Here is a 24,518-nt window from a genome sequence, read left to right on the forward strand (position 1 = left end):
AACGGCGAGAGCGCCGGCCACCGCCCTAGTGTGATCACCGAAGGGCCACGTCCCGGGCGGGCCAGGCAGGAGGCAACGACGTGAAACTGCTCGTCACCGGGGGCGCCGGCTTCATCGGGAGCGTGGTGACCCGGATGCTGCTCGACGCGGGTCACCAGGTGGTCATCCTGGACGACCTGCGCACCGGCCACCGCGAGGCCCTCGCCCCGGACGCCACCCACGTGGAGGCGTCCATCCACGACGCCGCCCAGGTCATCACCGCGGACGCCGGGTTCGACGGAGTGCTGCACTTCGCCGCCCTGATCGCCGCCGGCGAGTCGATGGTCAAGCCGGAGCTGTACTGGCACAACAACACCATCGGCACGCTCGCGCTGATCGACGCGGTCCGGGCCGCCGGGGTGCCCCGGATGGTCTTCTCCTCCACCGCCGCCGTCTACGGCAACCCCACCGAGCTGCCCATCACCGAAAACGCGGTCAAGGCACCCACCAACACGTACGGCGCCACCAAACTCGCCGTCGACATGGCACTCACCTCCGAGGCGATCGCGCACGGGCTGGCCGCCGTGTCGCTGCGCTACTTCAACGTGGCCGGCGCCCACCTCGACGGCGACATCACGCTCGGCGAGCGGCACGACCCGGAGACGCACCTGATCCCGATCGCGCTGGAGGTCGCCGCCGGCCGGCGGGAGAAGCTCCAGCTCTTCGGGGACGACTACCCCACCGTGGACGGCACCTGCGTCCGCGACTACATCCACGTCGCCGACCTGGCCCGCGCGCATCTACTGGCGCTGGGCGCGGCCACCGGCGGCCAGCACCGCATCTACAACCTGGGCAACGGCAACGGCTTCACCAACCGGCAGGTCGTCGACGTGGTCCGCGAGGTCACCGGGCACCAACTGCCCGTCGAGGTCGCGCCGCGCCGCGAGGGCGACCCGGCCGAGTTGGTCGCGTCCTCCGCGCTGGCCCGCGAGGAGCTGGGCTGGGTGCCGCAGAAGCCGACCCTGCACGACATGGTCGGGGATGCCTGGGCGTTCTACCGCACGCACATCCTGGGGCAGTCATGACCCACCCGAGCAGTGACGTCGCCGAGCGGGCTGCGGCCGGCTTCTCCGCGCAGTTCGGCGCCGAGGCCTCCGGCCGCTGGGCGGCCCCTGGACGGGTCAACCTGATCGGTGAGCACACCGACTACAACGAAGGCTTCGTGCTGCCGTTCGCGCTGCCGATGCGTACCGTCGTCGCGGCCGACCGGCAGGACGGGGAGCACTGGACGGCCTGGTCCGAGCTCTCCGGCGAGGCGATCACCTTCGGCGCGGACGACGTCGCCGAGCCGGGTCGGGTCACCGGCTGGGGCGCGTACGTCGCGGGTGTGGTCTGGGCGCTGCGCGAGGCCGGTCACCCGGTGCCGGGTGCCCGGCTGGCGATCGCCTCCGACGTGCCGCTGGGCGCCGGGCTCTCCTCCTCGGCAGCGCTGGAGTCGGCCGCGCTTGCTGCCCTGCTCGACCTCGGCGAGTTGGAGCTCGCCCCGGAACTGCAACCCCGGCTGGCGCAACGGGCGGAGAACGTCTACGTGGGCGCGCCGACCGGGATCATGGACCAGTCCGCGGCCATCCGCTGCCGCGCTGGGCACGCCCTTTTCCTGGACTGCCGCGACGAGTCGGTCGAGCACATCCCGTTCGACCTGGACGCCGACGGGCTGGCGGTGCTGGTCATCGACAGCCGGGCACCGCACCGCCACGCCGACGGGGAGTACGCGGCCCGCCGCCGCTCCTGCGAGGCCGGGGCCAGTGCGCTCGGCGTTGCCGCCCTGCGCGACGTGGGCGTCGACCAGCTCGACGCCGCATTGGCGCGGCTCGACGACGAGGAGACCCGGCGACGGGTCCGGCACGTGGTGACCGAGGACCAGCGTGTACTGGACACGGTGGCGCTGCTCCGCGCCGCCCGGGTCCGCGACATCGGCCCGCTGCTGACGGCCTCCCACGTCTCGATGCGCGACGACTTCGAGATCACCGTGCCGGAGATCGACACGGCGGTCGAGGCAGCGTTGGCGGCCGGTGCGCTGGGTGCCCGGATGACCGGCGGCGGCTTCGGCGGCTGCGTGCTCGCGCTGATCGAGGCCGACAGTGCCGACGCGGTAGCCGCCGCCGTGACCGACGCGTACGCGCAACGGGGTTTCACCGCCCCCGGCACCGTGACGGTCCTCCCCTCCCCCGGCGCCACCCGCCTGCCCTAACCCACCCCCACACACCCACCCCACCCCACCCGGTCCCACCCCCACCGCCCACCTCCGCTCCAGCCGGTGATCAAGAGGTTTGCGTCAATTCGAGCCCGAATCCTGACGCAAACCTCTTGATCACCGGCCGCGGGCAAGGGGCAGGGGCCGGCGGGCGCACGGGGCCGGGCGGGGGCACAGGGCCGGGCGGGGGCACAGGGCCGGGCGGGGGCACAGGGCCGGGCGGGGGCACAGGGCCGGGCGGGAGGCCGGGATGGAGATCGTGCTTGTTCATGGAAGTAGTGGCCTCGCCCGTTGGGCGAGGCCACTATTTCCTGGATCGAGCGCGATCTTGCCGGCGGCGGGCGCGGGCTGGCCAGCGCACGGGCAGGGGCCGGCGGGCAAGCCGCCGGCGGGTTGGGGTTAGCTGGCTTCGACGATCATGGCGGCACCTACCGTGCGGTTGGTCGCCTCGTCGATGATGACGAAGCCTCCGGTGGTGCGATTACGGCGGTACTCGTCGGCCAGCAGCGGCACCGTCGTGCGCAGTCGCACCCGGCCGATCTCGTTGAGCCGCAGTTCGTCTGCGGACTCGTCGCGGTGCAGGGAGTTGATGTCCAGCCGGTAGTGCAGCCCGCGCACGATCGCCCGTGCCGACCGGGTGGTGTGCTTGATCGCGTACCGGCCGCCGACCCGTAGCGGACCAGTCTCGTCCATCCAGCAGACCATCGCCTCGATGTCCTGGGCCACCGCCGGCGCGTTGTTCGGCCGGCAGATCAGGTCACCTCGCGAGATGTCGATCTCGTCGGCCAGTCGTACCGTCACCGACATCGGCGGGAACGCCTCCGGGACCGGTCCGTCGGCGGTCTCCACGGCGGCGATCCGGCTGGTGAAGCCGGAGGGCAGCACCATCACCTCGTCACCCGGCTTCAGCACGCCGGAGGCGACCTGGCCGGCGTAGCCGCGGTAGTCGGTGACCGTGGTGGACTGCGGACGGATCACGTACTGGACCGGGAACCGGACGTCGACCAGGTTGCGGTCGCTGGCGATGTGCACCCGCTCCAGGTGGTGCAGCAGCGACGGGCCCTCGTACCAGGGCATGTTGTCCGACCGGGTGACGATGTTGTCGCCGCGCAGAGCGGAGACCGGCACCACGGTCAGGTCCGGTACGTCGAGCTTCGCCGCGAACGCGGTGAACTCGTCGGCGATCCGCTCGTAGACCTTCTGCGACCAGTCGACCAGGTCCATCTTGTTGACACAGAGGACCAGGTGCGGCACCCGCAGCAGGGAGCAGAGGAACGCATGCCGGCGGGACTGCTCGACGAGGCCCTTGCGCGCGTCGACCAGGATCAACGCCAGGTCGGCGGTCGATGCCCCGGTGACCATGTTGCGGGTGTACTGGATGTGGCCTGGCGTGTCGGCGATGATGAACTTGCGCCGGGGGGTGGCGAAGTACCGGTACGCCACGTCGATGGTGATGCCCTGCTCCCGCTCGGCACGCAGGCCGTCGGTGAGCAACGCCAGGTTGGTGTATTCGTCACCGCGGGCCGCGCTGACCGCCTCCACGGCGGCCAACTGGTCGGTGAAGAGCGACTTGGTGTCGTAGAGCAGCCGCCCGATCAGGGTCGACTTCCCGTCGTCCACACTGCCGGCGGTGGCGAACCGCAGCAGGTCCATCGGCCGGGCCTCCGGCCCGGCCCCGGTAACAGCCCGCGCCTCCGCATTCGCGGACGCCGCGATCTCGGTGCTCATCAGAAGTAGCCCTCCCGCTTGCGGTCCTCCATGGCGGCCTCACTGACCCGGTCGTCACCACGGGTGGCGCCGCGCTCGGTGATCCGGGTGGCCGCCACCTCCTCGATGACCTTCTCCACGGTGTCCGCGTCGGAACGGACCGCGGCGGTGCAGGAGGCGTCGCCGACGGTGCGGTAGCGCACCTGCGCCTTGAACCGCTCCTCGCCCGCGCGGGGGCGGAAGAACTCGTTGACGGCGTAGAACATGCCGTCCCGCTCGATCACCTCGCGCTCGTGCGCGTAGTAGATCGACGGCAGCGGGATGCGTTCCCGGGCGATGTAGTGCCAGACGTCCAGCTCGGTCCAGTTGGACAGCGGGAAGACCCGGATCGACTCGCCCGGGTGGTGCCGGCCGTTGTACAGCGACCACAGCTCCGGCCGCTGGTTCTTCGGGTCCCACTGACCGAACTCGTCGCGGAAGCTGAACACCCGCTCCTTCGCCCGCGCCTTCTCCTCGTCCCGGCGGGCGCCACCGAACAGCGCGTCGAAGCGGTGCTTCTCCACCGCGTCCAGCAGCACCGGTGTCTGGATCCGGTTGCGCATGCCGTCACCGGACTCCCGGACCATGCCGCTGGCCAGGGCCTCCGGCACGCTCGCCACCACGAGTTGCAACCCCAGCTCGGCGACCCGTTGGTCGCGGTATTCCAGGACCTCGGGGAAGTTGTGCCCGGTGTCGACGTGCATGACCGGGAAGGGGACGTTGGCCGGGGCGAACGCCTTCTGCGCGAGCCGCAGCATGACGATCGAGTCCTTGCCACCGGAGAAGAGCATCACCGGGCGTTCCATCTCGGCGACCACCTCGCGCATCACGAAGATGCTCTCCGCTTCCAAGGCGTCCAGGTGGGAGACCTGGTACGCCGCGGGGGTGGTCATGACACCGGCTCGATTCGCTCGCTCATCCGATTTCCAGACCTTTCCGGTCGGGCATGTCAAGAAAGTTCGCTCAGGCTACCCGGAATGTTTCTGCAGCGCTGCAAGCAACCGGGTGGCGAGATCCTTGCGGCAGACCAGGAGGTCGGGCAGCCGCGGATCCGCCTCGTTGTATTTCAGCGCAGAACCGTCGATCCGGGAAGCGTGCAGTCCGGTGGCCGTCGCCACAGCGATCGGGGCCGCCGAGTCCCACTCGTACTGCCCACCTGCGTGGATGTACGCGTCCACCTCGCCGGTGACCACGGCGGCGATTTTCGCTCCGGCCGAGCCCATCGGCACCAGGTGCGCCCCGACGTCCTCGGCCAGATCGGTCAGGAACACCGGCGGCCGGCTCCGGCTCGCGGCCAGTCGGATCTTCCGCTCGCCGGCCGTCGCCGCCTCCACGGTCATCGGCGGGTACGCCGGCGGGTAGTCAGTGCCCAGCACCCGGTGCTGCGCCGGCAACCCCACCGCCCCGGCGACCAGCCCGTGCGGGCTCGGCGCGTTGCGTGCCCAGAGCGCCACGTGCACCGCCCAGTCCGAGCGGCCCTCCTCGGAGAACTCGCGGGTGCCGTCCAACGGGTCGACGATCCACACCCGGTCCGCGTTCAGCCGCGACACCGCTCCGGTGTTCACCTCCGCGGCCCAGGCCAACCGCGACCCCTCGTCCTCCTCGGAGAGCACCGCGTCACCCGGACGCCACTTCGCCAACTCCGTGCGGATCAGGTCGTGCGACACCTTGTCCCCGGCCGACTTCAGCGCGCCGGCGTCGGCGAAACCCATCTCCGTGCGCAGGTCGAGCAGCGCCTGCCCGGCCCGGGACGCCAACCATCGGGCGAACGCGCCATCGATCATCGGAGGACTGCTCATCTGTCCGCTCCCGTCGCCTCGCCGCGCTGCCCGCACGGGCCGATCCGCCGCGACTCGCGTCGCCGGTCGCGGCACGCTGAAAGGCGCAGACTACCGGCCCGCCGTTTCCGATTCGGGTACGCCCCGCCCGGCTCAGCCGCCGTGGTAGAGGTTCTGGGTCGGCTCCACGCCCTTGGTGATCACCGACTCCACCATGTCGGCGGCCCGGTCCACCAGGAAATCCAGCTCCTTGCGCTCAGCCGCGCCAAAATCCGACAGCACATAATCCGCCGGATCCTGTCGCCCCGGCGGTCGGCCGACGCCGAACCGCACCCGGGCGTAGTCCTTGGTCCCCAACGACTTCGACATCGAACGCAGGCCGTTGTGCCCGCCCTCGCCGCCGCCGAACTTGACCCGCACCTGGCCGAAGCCGATGTCCAGCTCGTCATGCACCGCGATCACCTGCGCGGTCGGCACCTTGTAGAACTGTGCCAACGCCGCGACCGGCCCGCCGGAGAGGTTCATGTACGTCAGTGGCTTGACCAGCACCAGCTTCGGGCCACCGAACCCCAGCCGCGCCTCGGCCACCTCGGCCACCGCCCGCTTGTGCCGGCCGAAACGCGCACTCACCCGCCCGGCCAGCAGCTCGGCCACCATGAACCCGACGTTGTGCCGGTTGCCGGCGTACTCCCGACCCGGGTTTCCCAGGCCGACCACCAGCCACGGCCCCGTCTCGTCCGTCACGACCCGTCCCTTCCGACGCCCATCCCACCGACTCCTGATATGCCGACAGGCGCCCCCGAACATCCGGGGACGCCTGTCGCACAGTACGAACCGATCAGGCCTCGGTGCGCGCCTCGGTCGTCTCGGCGCCCTCGGCCGGGGCGGCGTCCGCGCCCTCGGAGCCCTCGGTGGTCTCGCCGACCTCGGCCTCGGCCTCGTCGGTGGCAGCCTCGACCTCGGGCAGCGTCGCCTCGAGCTGCTCGGCGGTCGGGGCGGCGGTCACCGACGCGACGGTCAGCTCCGAGTCGACGGCCAGCTCGACGCCGGTCGGCAGCTCGACATCGCCGGCGGTCACCAGGGTGCCCGCCTCCAGGCCCTCGATCGACGCCTCGAGGTGGTCCGGAACCTTGGTGGCGTCCGCGGTCACCGAGAGGGTGTCGTGGTCGTGCACGATCAGGGTGTCCCGGGCGGCCTCGCCGGTCAGCTGGACCGGGACCTCGACGGTGACCTTCTCGCCCCGGCGGACCAGGATCAGGTCGACGTGCTCGAAGGTGTCGCGGATCGGGTCACGCTGGATCGCCTTCGGCAGCGCCAGCACCTGGGTGCCGTCGGCGATGTCGATCGCGAAGAGCTGGTTGGCACCGCCCTTGCGGATCGCGGCGGCGAACTCCCGCGACGGCAGCGCGATGTGCTTGGGCTTCTCGCCGTGGCCGTACAGCACGGCGGGCACCTTGCCGGCCCGGCGGGTACGGCGGGCACCACCCTTGCCGAACTCGGTACGGGGCTCGGCGCTGATCTTTACCTCGGACACGGGGAAACTCCTGATGCTTTTCGCTGCGGCGGCTTGTCGTCTAACGGTGCTGGGGCGAGGGGCTCGCTGGGGCTCATGCGTCATGAACGACTGCCCGGAGCACCGCGTCGATGACGGTGCCTCCGTGCGGCGCTTTTCAGCGGCCCGCCGGGCACCCTCGCCGTGGCAACCGCACCAGTCTACCCGAGCTGTTTCCAGGGTTTCCGGCAGTCCCCGATCACGGCTCAAGACCGGCGCGTCGGTGGTGCTCCCACCAGCGTGCCGGCCCCGTTTCCACCAGTTTGCCAGCCCCGCCCCCGCCGGCGCGCCGCGTGGCGGAAACGGGGCTCAGGCTCAGCTCAGGCCACCGAAGAGGGTGGTCACCGAGCCGTCGTCGAAGACCTCCCGGATCGCCCGCGCCAGCAGCGGCGCGATCGACAGAACGGTGAGCTTGTCCAACTGCTTCTCCGGCGGGAGCGGCAGGGTGTTCGTCACCACGATCTCGCTGATCGAGCTGTTCTTCAGCCGCTCGGTGGCCGGGTCGGACAGCAGCGCGTGGGTGGACGCGACCACGATCTCCGCCGCGCCCGACTCCTTGAGGATGTCCGCCGCCTTGGCGATGGTGCCCCCGGTGTCGATCATGTCGTCGACGATCAGGCAGACCCGGCCCTCCACCTCGCCGACGACCCGGTTCGCCACGACCTGGTTCGGCTTCATCGGGTCACGGGTCTTGTGGATGAACGCCAGCGGGCAGCCGCCCAGCCGGTCGGTCCACCGCTCGGCCACCCGCACCCGGCCCGAATCCGGTGCCACCACGGTCATCGGCCGGCCGGCGTACTTGTGCTCGACGTACTCGGCCAGGATGTCCATCGCGAAGAGGTGGTCCACCGGGCCGTCGAAGAAGCCCTGGATCTGCGCGGTGTGCAGGTCGACGGTGAGGATGCGGTTCGCGCCGGCGGTCTTCAGCAGGTCTGCCACCAGGCGGGCCGAGATCGGCTCCCGACCACGGTGCTTCTTGTCCTGGCGGGCGTACGGGTAGAACGGCAGCACCACGGTGATCCGCTTGGCCGACCCCCGCTTCAGCGCGTCCACCATGATCAGGGTCTCCATGACCCAGGTGTTCACCCCGTGCGTGACGGACTGCACCACGAAGGCGTCCGAACCACGTACCGAGTCCTTGAACCGTACGAAGAGCTCGCCGTTGGCGAACTCGTACGCGTCGGCCGGCGTCGGCGCGACGCCGAGCACCTCGCCGATCTCCTTGGCCAACTCCGGAAAGCCACGTCCGGAAAAGAGCATCAGGCTTTTGCGGTTTTCGGCGACGATGCTGCCCATGGGCCCGTCTGCTCCCGTTATGTCGGCGGTACCCGACCCGGTGGTGGTGGGTCAGGGACTATTCGGTTGCAGTATCTCCCGCGCCGGATGCGCCGCCCACCGTCTCGGTCGCCCCGTGGATTGCCTCACTGTGGCTTGCGGCACCGGTCGTACCGGACGCACCCTTCGCGTCGCCGGCCGGCTGCGCATTCTTCGCGTCGCGGGCCCGCTGCGCCGCCTCCGCCGCGGCAGTGCCGGCACGCCGCATCACCACCCAGCCCTCGATGTTGCGCTGGCGCGCCCGGGCGACGCCCATCGCCCCGGCCGGCACGTCGTCGACGATCACCGAGCCAGCCGCCGTGTACGCCCCGTCGCCCACCTCGACCGGTGCCACGAACATGTTGTCCGCACCGGTCCGCGCGTGGCTGCCGATCACCGTGCGGTGCTTGTTGACCCCGTCGTAGTTCACGAAGACCGACGCGGCGCCGATGTTGGTCTGCTCGCCGATCGTCGCGTCGCCGACGTACGTCAGGTGCGGCACCTTCGCGCCGGCGCCGATCTGCGAGTTCTTCACCTCGACGAACGTGCCGACCTTCGCCTTCTCGGCCAACTGGGCGGCCGGCCGCAGGTACGCGTACGGCCCGACGGTCGCGCCCGCGCCCACCTCGGCGCCGACGGCGTGGCTGCGGATCACCGACGCGGCGGGGCCGACGATCGTGTCGATCAGGGTGACGTCCGGCCCGATCAGCGCGCCCGCGCCGACCACCGTGCCGCCGCGCAACTGGGTGTTCTGGTCGACCACCGCGTCCCGGTCCAGCGCGACGGTCACGTCGATCCAGGTGGTGGCGGGGTCGAGCAGGCTCACCCCGGTGCGCATCCACGCCTCGTTGATCCGGTCGCGCAGCAGCCGACGCAGCGTGGCCAGCTCCACCCGGTCGTTGCAGCCCAACGTCTCGACGTGGTCCGCGGCGACGTGCACCGCCACCGGCTCGCCGGCGGAACGGAGCAGACCGAAGACGTCGGTCAGGTACTCCTCGCCCTGGTCGTTGTCGGTGGAGAGCTTGCCCAGCGCCTCGCGCAGCCGCATCGCGTCGAACGCGTAGATGCCGGCGTTGATCTCCCGGATCGCGCGCTGCGTCGTGTCGGCGTCGCGTTCCTCGACGATCTGCTCCAGACGGCCGTCGGCGTCCCGCACGATCCGCCCGAGGCCGGTCGGGTCGGGTACCTCGGCGGCCAGCACGGTGGCCGCCGCGGCGGCCGCCTCGTGCGCGGTCACCAGCGCGCCCACCGTTTCGGGTCGCAGCAGCGGCACGTCACCGTTGATCACCACGACGGTGCCGGCACCCTCCGGTACGGCCTCCAGCGCGATCCGTACGGCATGCCCGGTGCCCAACTGCTCGGCCTGGAGCACCGGAGTGGCGTCCGGGGCGACCTCGGACAGGTGCGCCCGCACCTGGTCGGCGCCGTGCCCCACCACGACGACGGTGCGCTCTGCGCCCAACGGGGCGGCGGCGCTCAGCACGTGACCGAGGAGCGTCCGCCCGAGCAGGGGGTGCAACACCTTGGGCAGTGCCGACTTCATCCGCTTGCCCTCACCGGCGGCAAGTACGACGACGGTACGGAGGTGGGGCTGGGGCACGACGTGGCTCCCGTCGGGACGGCGGACACTCTCGCGGCCATGCTAGCCGCGAGGCCCGGCACGTTCCCCTCTTACCCCCACCGGACCCTAAAACGGGCGCAGGTGGGCAGCTCGGCCGCCAGGGTTCGAACCTGAAATACGGGTACCAAAGACCCGGGTGTTGCCAATTACACCACGGCCGATCAGCGACGTGAGCACGTCGCACGAGGGATGGACATCCCGCCGCTACACCTTAGCGCCCCGGCCGACGGATGCCAGCGCTCATCCCGCCGCACGGCGAGCGGTCGATGCCGTCGACCTTCCGGGGGTGGTCGGCGCGCGCCTGGGCCGCCCGCTTCCCGGGTCGGTCAGGCACCCGCCAGTGGGCCGGCTGACCTGCGACTTCGAGCAGTTACGCGAAGGCGATTCGAAACTTCCCCGTGCGATCTACGGTGCCGTAAGTTACGGTGACGTAGGCGTAGCTTCGTGATCGTTACCATCCCCCTGCGAGGTCCCATGTCCACTGCTCTGCTCGATTCCAACACCGCCGGACCCGGCCCCAAACCACTCACCGACGGCAGCCAGTCCCCCGGCATCCTGGCCGCCCTGTGGGCTTTCGTGGTGATCCCCTTCGTCGCCCTGCTGGTCGCCGTGCCGGTGGCGTGGGGCGGCTGGCTGGGCTGGACCGACGTGATCATCGGCCTGGTCTGGTACGTCGTCTCCGGGCTCGGCATCACCGTCGGCTTCCACCGCTACTTCACGCACGGCTCGTTCAAGGCCAAGCGGTGGCTGCGGGTGACTCTGGCGGTCGCGGGTTCGCTGGCGGTGCAGGGCGAGATCATTCAGTGGGTCGCCGACCACCGGCGCCACCACGCGTTCTCGGACCTGGAGGGCGACCCGCACTCACCGTGGCGCTTCGGCACCAGCTTCTGGGCGTTGACCCGGGGCCTGTTCCACGCACACGTGGGCTGGCTGTTCCGCCGGGAGCTGTCCAACCGCGGGCGTTTCGCACCGGACCTCATCGCCGACCGGGACATCAGCCGGGTCGATCGGCTCTTCCCCGCGCTGGTGGCCATCTCGCTGCTCGGCCCGGCGCTGATCGGCGGTCTGGTGACCTGGTCCTGGCAGGGCGCGCTGACCGCGTTCTTCTGGGCGGGGCTGGTCCGGATCGGCCTTCTGCACCACGTCACCTGGGCGATCAACTCGGTGTGCCACGTCTACGGTGAGCGTCCGTTCGCGATGCGCCAGGGCGACCGCGCGTCGAACTTCTGGCCGCTGGCCATCCTGTCGTTCGGCGAGAGCTGGCACAACCTGCACCACGCCGACCCGACCAGTGCCCGGCACGGCGTGTTGCGCGGTCAGGTGGACATCTCCGCGCGGGTGATCTGGTTGTTCGAGAAGGTCGGCGCGGCAACGCAGGTGCGCTGGCCAAAGCCCGAGCGCCTCGCCGCCAAGCTGGTGAAGCCGGTCGCACCCCGCTGAAACCGGGCGGTGCCCGACGATGCCGCCTGGCAGGATGGCCGGATGACCGAGCCATGCGGGGGGGGACCGGGCGGCTCGGCGGACGGGGGGCCGAGCCCGATCCGGGTACGGTCGAACGGCGCGTCAGGGCGGTCGGACCGCCCGACAGTGAGGCGACGACGTGAACGGGCACAGCGGAGGAACCATTCCACGGCAGGGCGTCACCGAGCGCCAGCGAGGCGGCGACATGCCCGAGGTCAGCGACGAGGCGTCGGCAGCTGTCGGCGGCCGACGGGCGTCGCCGACGGCGGCGGCACCGAAAGCCAAAGCTCCCTCCCGGGTCCGCATGTCGGCGGCCCAACGCCGGGAGCAGTTGATCGCGACCGGCCGGCAACTCTTCGCCGAGCGTGGTTTCGACGCCACCTCCATCGAGGAGGTGGCGGCCCGCGCCAAGGTCTCCAAGCCGGTGGTCTACGAGCACTTCGGTGGCAAGGAAGGGCTCTACGCGGTGGTGGTGGACCGGGAGGTCCGGGCCCTGTTGGACCGGATCACCACGGCGTTGACCGCCGGGCACCCGCGGGAGCTGCTGGAACAGGCGGCGCTCGCCCTGCTGACCTACATCGAGGAGGAGACCAGCGGTTTCCGCGTGCTGGTCCGCGAGTCGCCGCTGATGGCCGGCACGGCCACCTTCAGCAGCGTCATGAACGACGTGGCGCACCAGGTCGAGCACATCCTGGGCGCCGAATACAAGAGCCGCGGGTACGACCCGAAGCTCGCCGAGCTGTACTCGCAGGCGCTGGTCGGCATGGTGGCGTTGACCGGTCGCTGGTGGTTGGAGGTGCGTAAGCCGCGTAAGGAGACGGTGGCGGCGCACCTCGTCAACCTGGCCTGGAACGGGTTGTCGCACCTGGAGGCCAAGCCGACCCTGATCACCGCGCGGCGTAGCTGACCCCGATCAGCGGCGGTGCACGTCGGCCACCGGGTGCTTGCGGTGCTCCAGCTCCGCCTCGGCGGATTCCGGTGGGCCGACCTTGTCGTAGAGGCCGGTGCCGAGCAGGATCAGGCCGAACAGCATCGACACGACCACTGTCGACATCGAGAAGTTGAGGAAGTTCGCGTCGGTCTGCAGCACCGACATCATCAGGATGCTGGTCACCAGGAACACCACGCCCGCGGTGAGGTTCATGTAGTGGCCGAGGTTGGTACGCCGCGAGGCCCCGATGATCAGGACGACCCCGAAGACCACCGAGGCGAGCGAGAAGGCCAGGTTGGTCCGGAGCCCGAGGGCCCAGGTGCTGCTGCGGGCGAAGAGCGGATCCCCGATCGTCTCGGCGACGCCCCAGACGCCGAAGACCAGGATGTAGACGCCGATCAGCCCGGAGAGGACCCGGTAGAGCGGCCGTGCCGGATGGTTGACCGGAAAATGCGGCATGCCCAGACCCCCTGATGTGACCGTTTCAGGGGAATTGTCGCCCAAGGCAGCACTAACTGTCCGCAGAACCCCAAAGCCGAAGGGGTCCGCCGACAGGCTGGACCAGGTCAGGTTTTCGCCGGAGCCCGAGCTGCGCAGGGATCAAGCCTGACCGCCCGGAGCAGCTCGGGCTCCGGCGAAAACCCACGGCCGCAACCAAAGGATTCAGAGAACGAGACGAGCCTTCTGGAACGCCTCCGCCTCATCCTCCGTACCGACCTTGCCGTACATGCCGACCATGAGCAGCACCAAAGCGGCCGTCATCACCACGATCACGGTGGTGATGCTGAAGTTGAAGATGTTGGCGTCGGTCCGGATGAACGCGAGACCGGCCAGGCTGACCACCATGAGGGTGTACGCCAGCCACTGGTTGATCGCCACGTCGATGTTGCGGCCGAGCGCGGTGCCGACCAGCACGACAATCCCGAGCAGCACGCTGAGCAGCGAGAAGCCGAGGTTGGTGCCCTGACCGAGGACCCGGGTGTCGTCCTGGGCGAGGATCTCGTTGCCGGTGCTCGCGATGATGCCGAACACACCGAAGACGACCAGGTACAGACCGGTCAGCCCGCCGATCGCCCGGTAGATCGGCCGCGCGGGGTGGTTGACGGGGGTGTGTGCCATGTCTGTGTCTCCAACGCCGTGGGGTAGGTGTCGCCGACGATTGTCTCGCATGTGGTGGTGTGACGCCGCACACGGGGCCCGGGCCGGCGCGCCCGGACGGTCAGCTCTCGGGCAGGTCCTCGGCGAGGGTCATCCAGCTCTCCTCGATCCGCTCCCGTTCGGCGCGCAGATCCTTGAGCTGGGTGTCCAACTCGGCGACCCGGGCGTAGTCGGTGGCGTCCGCCGCGAGCTGAGCGAGCAGCGTGGTCTCGCGCTGGTCGAGCTTGCTGAGCTGCCGCTCCAGCCGGGTCAGCTCCTTGCGGGCCTGACGGACCTCGGCGGCGGACATGCCACCTCCCAAGGCGGCAGCGGGCGCGGCGGTCGAGGTGACGCCCGCCCGAGGAGAGCCGGCCCGCTCGGCGGTCCGCGCGAGGTATTCGTCCACGCCGCCCGGCAGGTGCACCAGCCGACCGTCGCCGAACATCCCGTACGCCGTGTCGGTGACCCGCTCGATCAGGTACCGGTCATGGCTGGCCACGATGATCGTGCCCGGCCACGAGTCGAGCAGGTCCTCCAACGAGGCGAGAGTGTCCGTGTCCAGGTCGTTGGTGGGCTCGTCGAAAAGCAGCACGTTGGGCTCGCCGGCCAGCAGCCGCAGCATCTGCAACCGGCGGCGTTCCCCACCGGAAAGGTCACTGACCGGGGTCCAGAGGCGGCGGTCGTCGAAGCCGAACACCTCGGCGAGCTGCGCGGCGGAGACCTCCCGGTCGCCGAGCTGGACCCGGCGGGCGACCTCCTCCACCGCCTCCAGCACCCGCAGGTGCCCGGGCAGCTCGGTGAGCTCCTGGGAGAGGAACGCGGGCCGCACTGTGGAGCCGGTGCCGAGGCGGCCACCATCGGGGCGGGTGATGCCGGCGAGCATCCGCAGCAGCGTCGTCTTGCCGGCGCCGTTGGCACCGAGGATGGCGATCCGGTCGCCGGGGCCGACCAGCCAGGTGACGTCGCGAAGGATCTCCTTCGGGCCGGCGTGCAGCTCGACGTTCTCCAGGTCGTACACCTGCTTGCCCAGCCGGGAGGTGGCCATGCGCTGCAACGACATGGTGTCGCGCGCCGGCGGCACGTCGGCGATCAACGCGTTCGCGGCGTCGATGCGGAACTGCGGCTTGGAGGTCCGCGCGGGCGGGCCGCGGCGCAGCCAGGCGATCTCCTTGCGGAGCAGGTTCTGCCGGCGGGCCTCGGTGGCGGCGGCGACCCGCTCGCGCTCGGCGCGGGCGAGGGTCCAGGCGGCGAAGCCACCCTCGTAGGCGCGGACGGTCTGGTCGGCGACCTCCCAGGTGTTGGTGCAGACCGCGTCCAGGAACCACCGGTCGTGGGTGACCACGACCAGGGCGCCCTTGCGGCCGACCAGGTGCCGGGCCAGCCAGTCGACCCCGCCGACGTCCAGGTGGTTGGTGGGCTCGTCGAGGATGAGCAGGTCGGAGTCGCGCACGAGCAGCGCGGCGAGCGCCACCCGGCGGCGTTCGCCACCGGACATCGGGCCGACCGGCTGGTCGAGGCCGAGGTGCGGCATGCCGAGGCCGTCGAGGATGGCCCGCACCCCGGAGTCGCCGGCCCACTCGTGCTCAGCCCCCATGCCCTCGGCGAGCCAGGCGGTGCCGAGCACCACGTCCCGGACGGTGGCCTCGGGGGCGAGGGTGAGCTGCTGCGGCAGCCAGAGCACACGCAGGTCACGGCGGTGGGTCACCCGACCGTCGTCGGGGTCCTCCTGCTTGGTGAGCAGCCGCAGCAGGGTGGACTTGCCGGCGCCGTTGAGGCCGACCACGCCGATCCGGTCGGCGTCGTCCAGGCCGAGCGAGACGTCCGTGAGCAGCCGCCCGGCGGCGCCGTACCCCTTGGACACCCGGTCCAGATTGACGATGTTCGCCACGTTCCACCCTTCATGATCAAGGCGTCCCGATGCCGGCGGGCACCTGGACGCCTGTCCCAAGGGTACGCGGAAGCCCTGAACGCTCGCGCCGCGCGCCAGCAGCTCCGGTGGAACGCTTCGTCAGCCGACGCGGGCGCCGGCTACCGGACCGTGCGCGACCCGCGCCTCCCGGCAGACGCCCGCGGCGGTCAGCTCGGCGGCGATCCGCTCCGCGTCGGCCGCGTTGGCGGCGAGAAACACGCAGGTCGGGCCGGAGCCGGAGACGATGCCGGTGAGCGCGCCGGCCGCCTCGCCGGCCTTCAGGGTGTCGGCCAGCGCCGGGCGCATGGCCAGCGCGGCGTCCTGGAGGTCGTTGCCGAGCGTACGGGCGAGCACCCGGGGGTCACGCTGGCGCAGCGCGCCCAGCAGCGCGTCGGTGCTGCCCAGCGGGGCGCCGGCGGCACCGGAGTCGCGGAGCCGGTCCAGCTCCCGGTACGCGGTCGGGGTGGAGAGGCCGACGTCGGCGATCGCCACCACCCAGTGCCAGGAGGTGGGGCGGGCCAGCACCGGGCTGATCGCCTCACCCCGGCCGGTGCCCAGCGCGGTGCCACCGTAGATCAGGAAAGGCACGTCGGAGCCGAGGTCGGCGGCGATGCCGGCCAACTCGTCGCGGGACAGCCCGGTGCCCCAGAGCGCGTCGCAGGCCACCAGCGCGGCGGCCGCGTCGGCGCTGCCGCCGGCCAACCCACCGGCGAGCGGGATCTGCTTGCGCAGGTGCAGTCGGGCGTGCGGCAGAACCCCCGCGTACCCGGCGAGGGCGTGCGCGGCGCGGATCACCAGGTTGGTGTCGTCCAGGGCCAGCTCGCCGGTGCCCTCACCCTCCATGGTCAGGGCGAGGGTGTCGCCCCGGCGGGCCGTCAGCTCGTCGTAGATCGAGATGGCGTGGTAGACCGTGTTCAGCTCGTGGTAGCCGTCCCGCCGCAGCGGGCCCACCCCGAGATGCAGGTTGATCTTCGCCGGCACCCGCACCCGCACCGGGCCGATGGCCCCGCGTCGCTCGTCGTCGTCCGGTCGCCAGGCCTCGGTCACGGGGTGATGTCCCGCAGGTGCAGGCGGATGTCGAACGGCTTGGCCACGATCAGCTCCTCGGCGGAGTCAGCGGCCAGTTCGTACCGGCCGCCGACCAGGTCGTACGCGTACACGTGCACCGGATTCTGCTCGATCCGCCAGTAGTGCCGGATATCGGCGTCGGCGTAGTCGGCCGGCTTCTCCAGCCGGTCCCGACGACGGGTGCCGGGCGAGACAACTTCGACGGCGAGCACAACCTGATCAGCCTCGAAGTAGTGGTGGTCGGCCGCCACCGGACGTTTCAGTAGGACGACGTCGGGTTCGAGAGTGTTCCGATAGTTGATCGCCACCCCGACCGCGGTGGCCGGCGTCAACTCGTCCGGAGCGTGCTGCCGCAGCCACATCCACAACAGGTTGCCGATGTTCTGATGACCAAGGGTCGGGGAAGGGACCACGACGAGGACTCCGTCACGTAGCTCGACGCGGGGGGCGTCGTCGGGCAGGGCCAGCACGTCCTCGATGGTGTGGTTGGCCAGCCGCTGCCGGACGGGATCCGGACTCCACATCCCGTGGGCGGCGGGCTCGATCGGCTGCGCGGTCACTCGTACACCTCCTCGGCGGACACGGCGTCAGCCTACTTCCCGGCCGGCGTACCGACCGGAGCCGACGCGGCGATGGCGGCGAACTGCTCGACGGTCAGTGACTCCCCGCGGGCGCCGGGGTCGACGCCCGCGGCGGTGAGCGCAGCGGCGGCCCGGTCCGCCCCACCGGCCCAGCCGGCCAACGCGGCGCGCAGCGTCTTGCGCCGCTGCGCGAACGCCGCGTCCACCACGGCGAAGACCCGTTCCCGGGGTACGTCGGTGCGGGGCGGCTCGTGGCAGGTGAAGGAGACCAGGCCGGAGTCGACGTTGGGCACCGGCCAGAACACGTTCGGCGGCACCTTGCCGGCGCCCCGGGCCTGGGCGTACCAGGCGAGCTTCACCGACGGGATGCCGTACACCTTGGAGCCGGGACCGGCGACGAGCCGGTCGGCGACCTCCTTCTGCACCATCACCAGGCCGTGTCGCAGGGTGGGCAGCACGGCGAGCAGGTGCAGCACCACCGGTACGGCGACGTTGTAGGGCAGGTTCGCCACCAGCGCGGTCGGTGCCGGGTCGGCCAGCTCGGCGGCGGCGATGCGTAGCGCGTCCGCGCGGTGCACGGTGAGTCGGGCGGCATCGGCCCCGGCGTGCCGCGCGACGGTCTCCGGTAGCGCCCCGGCGAGCACCGGGTCGATCTCCACGGCGTGCACGTGCCCGGCGACCGGCAGCAGCCCCAGGGTCAGCGAGCCGAGCCCGGGCCCCACCTCCAGGGCCACGTCGTCGGGGGTGAGGCCGGCGGCGGTCACGATCCGGCGCACTGTGTTCGGGTCGTGCACGAAGTTCTGGCCCAGCTTCTTGGTGGGCGCGACGCCCAGCCGGGCGGCGAGTTCCCGGATCTCCGCCGGGCCGAGGAGACCGGTCATGGCAGGCAGCGTAGCGACGGGGTCGGTGCCGACCGTCGGGCCGGGCTCACCACGGGCCGAAGGCCCGGTCGCCGGTGGCGGAGATGGCCGCGCACAGCTCGTCCAGGTCACTGCCGGTGGTCGCGGCGAGCGCGCGGACGGTGAGCGGGATCAGGTACGACGCGTTCGGTCGGCCGCGGTACGGCATCGGGGTGAGGTACGGGGCATCGGTCTCCACCAGCATCTGCTCCATCGGAGTGAGCGCGGCGGCCTCGCGCAGCGCCGTCGCGCTGCCGAAGGTGACGGTGCCGGCGAAGCTCAGCAGGTAGCCGCGGCGGACGCACTCGCGGGCGAAGTCGGCGTCGCCGGAGAAGCAGTGCAGCACCACCCGGTCGGGAGCGCCCTCGTCGTCGAGGATCCGCAGCACGTCGGCGTGCGCGTCGCGGTCGTGGATGACCAGCGTCTTGTCGTACCGCTTGGCGATGGCGATGTGCGCCCGAAAACTCTGCTCCTGCGCGGCACGCCCCTCGTCGCCGGTCCGGAAGAAGTCCATTCCGGTCTCGCCGATCCCCCGGACCCGGTCGCGGGCGGCGAGTGCCTCGATCTCCCGCAACGCCTCGTCGAGGTCGCTCAGCCGGGGCGCCTCGTTGGGGTGCAGCGCCACGGTGGCCAGCACGGCGGGGTACCGGTCGGCGGTGTCCGCGCCCCACCGGGAGGAGGCGACGTCCACGCCCACCTGGACCAGGCGGTCCACGCCGACCTTCGTGGCCAACGCGATGGCCACGGCAACCGGATCGTCGGCCGGCCCGCCGCCGGGTACACCGGCCTCGCTGACCGTGATGTCCAGATGGGTGTGGCTGTCCAGCACCGCCCGGGGCAACGACTCGGGGGCGGGCGGAAACTCTCCGGCCCGCCGGGCGGCACGCTCGCGGCGGGATTCAGTGGGCTCGCTCATCAGCGACAGCATCACACACCGGGCCTGTCCATCTGCCCGCCACCCGACGTTCACCCCGACTACGCCGCGCGACTCTACGGTCGCTCACGAGCGGACGCGACAGCGTGCGGACCTCATCCCACCGAGCAGCGAGGCGACGGCATGAGCGTCACTCCCCAGGCCGGTGGCAGCGCCGGTGAACGGACCGGACTGCACGTGGCGTTCGGCGGCGGCGTGTACCCGGCCGAGGAGATCGCCCGAGGCGCCGCGTACGAGTTGTTCAGCGCCGACGAGGTGGCCGGCTTCGAGTGGGCTCCCCGCCCCGGTAGCGCCCTGCCGTGGCACCGGTTCGTGCACGTCACCGAGGTGACCGCGGTGCACGGGGCGACGGAGCCGGCCGACGAGCCGGAGACGCCGCTGCTGATCCCCGCTCACCGTGAGCGGGGCTGGGCCTACCTGCACCAGCTCAGCCAGCAGCCGGCTGCGGCGGGCGACCCGATGCTGACGGAGGCGCGCGCGTCGGCGGTGGTCCGGCGGGGCACCCGGATGATGAAGGTGCTCTCGGCCCAGCAGCTCGCCGGCTACGTACGGGGTTGGCTGCCGCACGGCTTCTGCTATCGCGAGCACGACGTGGCGCACCTACGTACGCCGGCGACGACGACGGTGCTGCGTACCGATGGCGATGCCGGCCGGGACGGCTCGGACGTGGCGTACGCGCTGCGTTGGCGCGCGTCCGACCCGGGCGACTACGACGTGCCGGTGGGCCCGGCACACCGCGGCCTGACCGCGCTGGCCTCCCGGGACCGGCTCGGCGCCCCGGTGCTCGGCACCGGCTTCGTGCCCAGCAACGGTCAGCTCATCCCGGAGTTCATCACCCGGGACTTCGCCGACCTGCCGATGCCGGCGAACGCCGCCCTCATTGCGTACCCGGCGGAGGGGGTGGAGGTGGTGCTGTACACCTACCAGGCCGAGCAGCGCGGGTGGCTGCGGATGGTGGGCCCGCAGTGGCGGCACCTGCTGGCCGCGGTGCCGGGCCTCTCCCCGGACCAGGAGTACGTGCCGAATGCCGACGCCCCCCGCTCCACCCAGCTGGTCGGCAGGTACGGCGACAGCGAGTACGAGGCGGTCGCCGACCTACCCGGTGGATTCCGGGTGCTGGCGATGACCCGCGCGGCCCGTTACCCGGTGGACGCGGTGGCCCGCCGGGTCCGGTGCGCCCAGTGGCGGGGCGTGCCGTGCCTGGTGCTGCGGGAGGAGGCCGGCTGGCTGCGGGTGCGCCTGCGCTACCCGAACCCGGACACCGTGGTCACGACCGGCGCGCAGTGTCAGGAACGTGGCATCTACGAGGCCTGGGCGCCGGGCGCCGAGGTGACCGACGACCAGGTGATGGACACCCGGTACGCGATGTGACGGCGCGCGGCGGCAGGGCACCCCGCCACCGCGCGCGTCGTGCGTTCAGTCGGCGAGCCGGGCCAGTTCCTCGTCGACGATCGACGGGTCGAGCTTGCGGAACACCGGCTTCGGCGCGGCCAGCGGGCGACCCGACTCGATCGACACCGACTCCCAGCGCGCGCCGACGGTGTAGTCCCCGGTGAGCACCGGGTACGCCGGGCCGCCGTCCAGGTCGTCGACCTGCTCGATCACCGGCATCGGCGCGTGCACGCCGGTGCCCCCGAGCAGCTCGTGCACCTGCTGCGCGGAGTGCGGCAGGAACGGGGTGAGCAGCGTGTTGGCATCGCTGATCACCTGAAGGGCGACGTGCAGGATGGTGCCCATCCGGGGCTTGTCCGCCTCGTCCTTGAGCTTCCAGGGCGCCTGCTCGGAGAGGTACCTGTTGGCCTCGGCGACCACCTTCATGGCCTCACCGATCGCCTGCTTCTGCCGGTGCCGGCCGATCAGGTCGCCGACAGTGGTGAACCCGGTCCGGGCGACAGTGAGCAGCGCCTGGTCGGCCTCGGTGAGCCCGGCCGGGTCGACCGGCGGGATCGCCCCGAAGTTCTTAGCGGCCATCGAAACGCACCGGTTGACCAGGTTTCCCCAACCGGCGACCAACTCGTCGTTGTTGCGGCGCAGGAACTCGGCCCAGGTGAAGTCGGTGTCGTTGCTCTCCGGGCCGGCGGCGGCGATGAAGTAGCGCAGCGCGTCGGCGTCGTAGCGCTCCAGGAAGTCGCGAACGTAGATGACCACCTTGCGTGACGAGGAGAACTTGCGCCCCTCCATGGTCAGGTACTCGCTCGACACCACCTCGGTGGGCAGGTTGAGCCGACCCAGCTCGCCCGGCTCACCATCGCGGGAGCCCTCGCCGGAGTAGCCGGAGAGCAGCGCCGGCCAGATCACCGAGTGGAAGACGATGTTGTCCTTGCCCATGAAGTAGTAGGACTGGGCGTCCTTCCCCGCGCCGTCGGCGGACCAGTACTTCCGCCACGCGTCCGGGTCGCCGGAGCGACGGGCCCATTCGATCGAGGCTGACAGGTAGCCGATCACGGCGTCGAACCACACGTAGATCCGCTTGTCCGGCCGGTCGCGCCAGTCGTCGAGCGGGATCGGTACGCCCCACTCCAGGTCACGGGTGATCGCCCGGGGCTGGAGGTCGTCGAGCAGGTTGCGGGAGAACCGCAGCACGTTGGGCCGCCACCCCTCGCGGGTGTCCAGCCACTGCCGCAGCACCTCGGCCAGGGCCGGCAGGTCCAGGAAGAAGTGCTCGGTCTCGACGAACTTCGGAGTCTCTCCGTTGATCCGCGACTTCGGGTTGATCAGGTCGATCGGGTCGAGCTGGTTGCCGCAGTTGTCGCACTGGTCACCGCGGGCGCTGTCGTACCCGCAGATCGGGCAGGTGCCCTCGATGTAGCGGTCGGGCAGGGTACGCCCGGTGGACGGGGAGATCGCGCCCATGGTGGTCTTCGGCACGATGTAGCCGTTGCGGTACATCCCCTCGAACAACTCCTGCACCATCGCGTAGTGGTTGCGGGTGGTGGTGCGGGTGAACAGGTCGTAGGAGAGACCGAGGCCGTGCAGGTCCTCGACGATCACCCTGTTGTACCGGTCGGCCAGCTCGCGCGGGGTCACCCCGTCGGCGTCGGCCTGCACCTGGATCGGGGTGCCGTGCTCGTCGGTGCCGGAGACCATGAGCACGTCGTGGCCGGCCATCCGCATGTACCGGGCGAAGACGTCGGAGGGAACGCCGAAACCGGAGACGTGGCCGATGTGGCGGGGGCCGTTGGCGTACGGCCAGGCCACTGCCGCGAGAACGTGACTCATGAGCAGTGAGCCTAGTGACCCGTCCGGGGCGTTCGCGAACCAATGGGGGGTGCCGGACCGGCGGACCGGGCCGACCACCTCGCCCGTTGGTCCGATTTGTCGTCGACACGCGGCTCACCTGCCCGTTTCACCTCCTGGCCCGGTGTGCAATGAACGTCGTGACGGGCAGAGGAGCGGCACGGGACCACGAGGACCGTCCCACCGGGCCGGCGGTCGGCGACGACCCGGGGCCCGAGCCCGCCGCGTCCCGGGTCGCCGGGGTCGCGCCGCAGCCCCGGCTCGAGCCCAGCGCCGACCCGGGTGCGCAGCGGCCCACCCCGGCGGGGAGGTCCGCCCCGGCCCGCCCCACGCCGACGGCGCCGGCGCCCACACCGACCCGTCCGACCCCGGGGGCACCCGTACCCAGCCCGGTCCGGCCCGGCTCGTCGGGCCCGCCGGCCGGCTCGGCACCGGCTGGCGCGGAGCCCGTCGAGGTGGAGCCGACCACCGGCGCGCCGGTGGACGCGGTGCCGCGTCGGGTGCCGGTCCGGCAGCAGGGCCGCCGGCAGCGCGACAATGGGCCCGACGGCGACCCGCCGGACGACGACGCCGGCGCTTTCTGGGCGCCGATCGAGCAGGTGCACTGGGACGGCACCCCGGTCCGCAAGGACGCGGCACCGGCGCGGCTTCGCGGCTTCCGGCTGGCGCTGCGCCGGGCACCCAGCCGCACGCCCCCACCGCCGGATCCGCTGCCCGGGCTCGCCGCGCTGGTGGTGCTGAGCCTGGTCGCGGCCTTCTTCGCCTGGGTCAGCGCCGGCCCGTTCTGGCTCGCGGTCGGGCACGCCCGGACGGGCACCGTGGTGATCGACGACTGCTCCGGCGGCGGGCTCACCCTGCGGTGCCGGGGGCTCTTCACGGCCGAGGACGGGCGGTTCATCGCCCATGGCGTCCGGGTCAGCGGCGTGCCCGTCGAGGGGAGCACGGCCGGCACCGCGCTGCCGGCGCGGATGACCGGCCCGGACAGCGGCACCGCGTACGCGGACGTCGGCGTGGGCCGGCACCTGCGGTGGCTGCCCGGTCTGCTGGTGGTGGTGGCCTGCACCGGCGGCATCGTCCGGTGGACCGGGTCGGCCCGGCTGCCCGGTCGCCGGCACCGCCGCTGGGCCGTGGCCGCCGCCATCGCCGGCCCCACGCTGATCACCGTCGGCTTCCTGGCCGCCGCGTGGTGAACCCGCCGTCCGGCGAACCGTACCTCCTCGGTCAGCTGTGCACGATCGTGTAGACGTCCCGGCGGCGCAGCGCGTACTCGGTGGCGACGTCGGTGATGGCGTCCCGGCGGGACCGGCCGGCGGCCTCCCGCTCGGCGACGGCGGCGCGCAGGGTGTCGTCGTCGGGGCGTTCGGCCGCGGTCACCGGGGCTCCGGCCACCACCAGGGTGATCTCTCCGCGCGGGTCCCCCTCGGTGGCCCACCGGGCCAGCTCGCCGAGGGGGCGGCGGAGCACCTCCTCGTAGGTCTTGGTGAGTTCGCGGCAGAGCGCGGCCGGCCGGTCCGCCCCGAACGTGTCCGCCAGGTCGGTGAGCGTCGCTCCGATCCGGTGCGGAGCCTCGAAGAAGACCAGGGTGCGCTCCTCGGCGGCGAGGGCGCGCAGCCGGGATCGGCGGCCGCCGGGGGTACGGGGCAGGAAGCCCTCGAAGCAGAACCGGTCGCAGGGCAGCCCGGAGACGGCCAGCGCGGTGGTGACCGCGCTGGGCCCGGGGGCGACCGTGACCGGCGCCCCGACATCCAACGTGGCACGGACCAGCCGGTAGCCGGGGTCGGAGACGCTGGGCATCCCGCCGTCGGTGACCAGCGCCACCACGTACCCGCCGAGGATGGCCTCGACCAGCTCGGGGGTGCGCCGCTCCTCGTTGCCCTCGAAGTAGGAGACGATTCGACCGCCGACGGTGAGGTCGAGATCGCGGGCCAACCGGGTGAGCCGGCGGGTGTCCTCGGCGGCGACCACGTCGGCGCTGATCAGCACCTCCCGGAGTCGGGCCGAGGCGTCGGCGGGGTTGCCGAGTGGAGCACCGAGCAGAATCAGGCGCCCAACTTCGGACATTTCACCCACGGATTCGTCTCCTTCATTGCTGGGAATACCGGTATCAGGGACGACGG

The 24,518-nt window shown here is 71.6% G+C and carries 22 protein-coding genes and 1 tRNA gene; 6 read left to right on the top strand and 17 right to left on the bottom strand.

Annotation, left to right across the window (positions count from 1 at the left end; translation table 11 throughout):
• Positions 1-134 precede the first annotated feature (134 nt).
• Both galE and galK read left to right on the top strand, forming a co-directional pair.
• Positions 135-1,064: a UDP-glucose 4-epimerase GalE gene (gene galE / locus FB453_RS03605; protein ID WP_249037803.1), complete on the top strand. Its 930-nt coding sequence runs from the start codon at positions 135-137 to the stop codon at positions 1,062-1,064.
• Entirely contained in the window at positions 1,061-2,230 is a 1,170-nt protein-coding gene (galK, locus tag FB453_RS03610) for a galactokinase (RefSeq protein WP_145787446.1), read from the top strand. The genes galE and galK overlap by 4 nt, the downstream gene beginning before the upstream one ends.
• 402 nt (positions 2,231-2,632) lie before the next feature.
• Here galK and FB453_RS03620 read toward each other — a convergent pair whose 3' ends face one another.
• The 8 genes from FB453_RS03620 to FB453_RS03655 form a co-directional block, all read right to left on the bottom strand.
• Entirely contained in the window at positions 2,633-3,886 is a 1,254-nt protein-coding gene (locus tag FB453_RS03620) for a GTP-binding protein (RefSeq protein ID WP_186718046.1), read from the bottom strand.
• Positions 3,887-3,960: 74 nt separating this feature from the next.
• The gene (gene cysD, locus FB453_RS03625; RefSeq protein WP_091394617.1) at positions 3,961-4,872 is read right to left on the bottom strand and encodes a sulfate adenylyltransferase subunit CysD; all 912 of its coding nucleotides are present in this window, start codon (positions 4,870-4,872) and stop codon (positions 3,961-3,963) included.
• A 75-nt stretch (positions 4,873-4,947) separates the two neighbouring features.
• Positions 4,948-5,778, bottom strand: coding sequence for a 3'(2'),5'-bisphosphate nucleotidase CysQ (locus tag FB453_RS03630; protein ID WP_091394622.1), 831 nt, complete (start codon positions 5,776-5,778; stop codon positions 4,948-4,950).
• Positions 5,779-5,910: 132 nt separating this feature from the next.
• Positions 5,911-6,501, bottom strand: coding sequence for an aminoacyl-tRNA hydrolase (gene pth, locus FB453_RS03635; RefSeq protein WP_112605888.1), 591 nt, complete (start codon positions 6,499-6,501; stop codon positions 5,911-5,913).
• Between the two features lie 94 nt (positions 6,502-6,595).
• A complete protein-coding gene (locus FB453_RS03640) occupies positions 6,596-7,291 on the bottom strand; it encodes a 50S ribosomal protein L25/general stress protein Ctc (RefSeq protein ID WP_112581637.1) in 696 nt (231 codons plus the stop codon).
• A 333-nt stretch (positions 7,292-7,624) separates the two neighbouring features.
• Positions 7,625-8,605 (bottom strand): ribose-phosphate diphosphokinase, encoded by a 981-nt coding sequence (locus FB453_RS03645; protein ID WP_091394633.1) that lies wholly within the window; start codon positions 8,603-8,605, stop codon positions 7,625-7,627.
• A gap of 58 nt (positions 8,606-8,663) precedes the next feature.
• The gene (glmU, locus tag FB453_RS03650; protein ID WP_145787454.1) at positions 8,664-10,223 is read right to left on the bottom strand and encodes a bifunctional UDP-N-acetylglucosamine diphosphorylase/glucosamine-1-phosphate N-acetyltransferase GlmU; all 1,560 of its coding nucleotides are present in this window, start codon (positions 10,221-10,223) and stop codon (positions 8,664-8,666) included.
• Positions 10,224-10,333: 110 nt separating this feature from the next.
• Positions 10,334-10,405 (bottom strand) — tRNA-Gln (locus FB453_RS03655).
• Positions 10,406-10,718: 313 nt separating this feature from the next.
• On the opposite strand from FB453_RS03655, the gene FB453_RS03660 reads away from it, so the two are divergent.
• Together FB453_RS03660 and FB453_RS03665 are read left to right on the top strand one after the other, a co-directional pair.
• Positions 10,719-11,684, top strand: coding sequence for an acyl-CoA desaturase (locus FB453_RS03660; RefSeq protein ID WP_112581639.1), 966 nt, complete (start codon positions 10,719-10,721; stop codon positions 11,682-11,684).
• 226 nt (positions 11,685-11,910) lie between these two features.
• Positions 11,911-12,612: a TetR/AcrR family transcriptional regulator gene (locus FB453_RS03665; RefSeq protein WP_145787456.1), complete on the top strand. Its 702-nt coding sequence runs from the start codon at positions 11,911-11,913 to the stop codon at positions 12,610-12,612.
• A gap of 6 nt (positions 12,613-12,618) precedes the next feature.
• Here FB453_RS03665 and FB453_RS03670 read toward each other — a convergent pair whose 3' ends face one another.
• From FB453_RS03670 to FB453_RS03700, 7 genes are all read right to left on the bottom strand, one after another.
• Complete coding sequence (locus FB453_RS03670; protein WP_112605894.1) at positions 12,619-13,095, bottom strand: DUF4383 domain-containing protein; 477 nt, start codon at positions 13,093-13,095, stop codon at positions 12,619-12,621.
• A gap of 204 nt (positions 13,096-13,299) precedes the next feature.
• Positions 13,300-13,755: a DUF4383 domain-containing protein gene (locus FB453_RS03675; protein ID WP_145787458.1), complete on the bottom strand. Its 456-nt coding sequence runs from the start codon at positions 13,753-13,755 to the stop codon at positions 13,300-13,302.
• 100 nt (positions 13,756-13,855) lie between these two features.
• Positions 13,856-15,661, bottom strand: a complete 1,806-nt coding sequence (locus FB453_RS03680; RefSeq protein ID WP_145787461.1) for an ABC-F family ATP-binding cassette domain-containing protein — start codon at positions 15,659-15,661, stop codon at positions 13,856-13,858.
• 120 nt (positions 15,662-15,781) lie between these two features.
• Positions 15,782-16,729 (bottom strand): 4-(cytidine 5'-diphospho)-2-C-methyl-D-erythritol kinase, encoded by a 948-nt coding sequence (locus FB453_RS03685; protein WP_112581644.1) that lies wholly within the window; start codon positions 16,727-16,729, stop codon positions 15,782-15,784.
• A complete protein-coding gene (locus FB453_RS03690) occupies positions 16,726-17,310 on the bottom strand; it encodes a Uma2 family endonuclease (protein ID WP_486480141.1) in 585 nt (194 codons plus the stop codon). Before FB453_RS03690 ends, FB453_RS03685 begins: the two co-directional genes overlap by 4 nt.
• Before the next feature lie 32 nt (positions 17,311-17,342).
• Positions 17,343-18,212 (bottom strand): 16S rRNA (adenine(1518)-N(6)/adenine(1519)-N(6))-dimethyltransferase RsmA, encoded by an 870-nt coding sequence (gene rsmA, locus FB453_RS03695; protein WP_145787463.1) that lies wholly within the window; start codon positions 18,210-18,212, stop codon positions 17,343-17,345.
• A gap of 46 nt (positions 18,213-18,258) precedes the next feature.
• On the bottom strand, positions 18,259-19,158 hold the full coding sequence (locus FB453_RS03700; protein WP_112581840.1) for a TatD family hydrolase: 900 nt from the start codon (positions 19,156-19,158) through the stop codon (positions 18,259-18,261).
• Between the two features lie 129 nt (positions 19,159-19,287).
• Between FB453_RS03700 and FB453_RS03705 the strand changes: the two genes are divergently transcribed.
• Positions 19,288-20,535, top strand: coding sequence for a hypothetical protein (locus FB453_RS03705; RefSeq protein ID WP_145787465.1), 1,248 nt, complete (start codon positions 19,288-19,290; stop codon positions 20,533-20,535).
• A 45-nt stretch (positions 20,536-20,580) separates the two neighbouring features.
• Here the strand turns inward: FB453_RS03705 and metG are convergent, their stop codons facing one another.
• Positions 20,581-22,383, bottom strand: a complete 1,803-nt coding sequence (gene metG, locus FB453_RS03710) for a methionine--tRNA ligase (RefSeq protein WP_145787468.1) — start codon at positions 22,381-22,383, stop codon at positions 20,581-20,583.
• A 149-nt stretch (positions 22,384-22,532) separates the two neighbouring features.
• Here metG and FB453_RS03715 point away from each other — a divergent pair, with 149 nt between their 5' ends.
• Positions 22,533-23,591, top strand: a complete 1,059-nt coding sequence (locus FB453_RS03715) for a YML083C domain-containing protein (RefSeq protein ID WP_486480142.1) — start codon at positions 22,533-22,535, stop codon at positions 23,589-23,591.
• A 31-nt stretch (positions 23,592-23,622) separates the two neighbouring features.
• Here FB453_RS03715 and rsmI read toward each other — a convergent pair whose 3' ends face one another.
• Entirely contained in the window at positions 23,623-24,462 is an 840-nt protein-coding gene (gene rsmI, locus FB453_RS03720) for a 16S rRNA (cytidine(1402)-2'-O)-methyltransferase (RefSeq protein ID WP_247669021.1), read from the bottom strand.
• Between the last annotated feature and the right edge of the window lie 56 nt (positions 24,463-24,518).

The sequence above is a fragment of the Micromonospora sp. CNZ322 genome (assembly GCF_007827755.1).

What these genes read in the sequence shown, in the direction of transcription:
- galE (WP_249037803.1), top strand. Translation starts at nt 135, where the DNA reads ATGCTGCTCGACGCGGGTCACCAGGTGGTCATCCTGGACGACCTGCGC.
- galK (WP_145787446.1), top strand. Translation starts at nt 1,061, where the DNA reads ATGACCCACCCGAGCAGTGACGTCGCCGAGCGGGCTGCGGCCGGCTTC.
- FB453_RS03620 (WP_186718046.1), bottom strand. Translation starts at nt 3,886, where the DNA reads ATGGACCTGCTGCGGTTCGCCACCGCCGGCAGTGTGGACGACGGGAAG.
- cysD (WP_091394617.1), bottom strand. Translation starts at nt 4,872, where the DNA reads ATGACCACCCCCGCGGCGTACCAGGTCTCCCACCTGGACGCCTTGGAA.
- FB453_RS03630 (WP_091394622.1), bottom strand. Translation starts at nt 5,778, where the DNA reads ATGAGCAGTCCTCCGATGATCGATGGCGCGTTCGCCCGATGGTTGGCG.
- FB453_RS03645 (WP_091394633.1), bottom strand. Translation starts at nt 8,605, where the DNA reads ATGGGCAGCATCGTCGCCGAAAACCGCAAAAGCCTGATGCTCTTTTCC.
- FB453_RS03660 (WP_112581639.1), top strand. Translation starts at nt 10,719, where the DNA reads ATGTCCACTGCTCTGCTCGATTCCAACACCGCCGGACCCGGCCCCAAA.
- FB453_RS03665 (WP_145787456.1), top strand. Translation starts at nt 11,911, where the DNA reads ATGCCCGAGGTCAGCGACGAGGCGTCGGCAGCTGTCGGCGGCCGACGG.
- FB453_RS03670 (WP_112605894.1), bottom strand. Translation starts at nt 13,095, where the DNA reads ATGCCGCATTTTCCGGTCAACCATCCGGCACGGCCGCTCTACCGGGTC.
- FB453_RS03675 (WP_145787458.1), bottom strand. Translation starts at nt 13,755, where the DNA reads ATGGCACACACCCCCGTCAACCACCCCGCGCGGCCGATCTACCGGGCG.
- rsmA (WP_145787463.1), bottom strand. Translation starts at nt 18,212, where the DNA reads ATGACCGGTCTCCTCGGCCCGGCGGAGATCCGGGAACTCGCCGCCCGG.
- FB453_RS03700 (WP_112581840.1), bottom strand. Translation starts at nt 19,158, where the DNA reads ATGCTGTCGCTGATGAGCGAGCCCACTGAATCCCGCCGCGAGCGTGCC.
- FB453_RS03705 (WP_145787465.1), top strand. Translation starts at nt 19,288, where the DNA reads ATGAGCGTCACTCCCCAGGCCGGTGGCAGCGCCGGTGAACGGACCGGA.
- metG (WP_145787468.1), bottom strand. Translation starts at nt 22,383, where the DNA reads ATGAGTCACGTTCTCGCGGCAGTGGCCTGGCCGTACGCCAACGGCCCC.
- FB453_RS03715 (WP_486480142.1), top strand. Translation starts at nt 22,533, where the DNA reads ATGAACGTCGTGACGGGCAGAGGAGCGGCACGGGACCACGAGGACCGT.
- rsmI (WP_247669021.1), bottom strand. Translation starts at nt 24,462, where the DNA reads ATGTCCGAAGTTGGGCGCCTGATTCTGCTCGGTGCTCCACTCGGCAAC.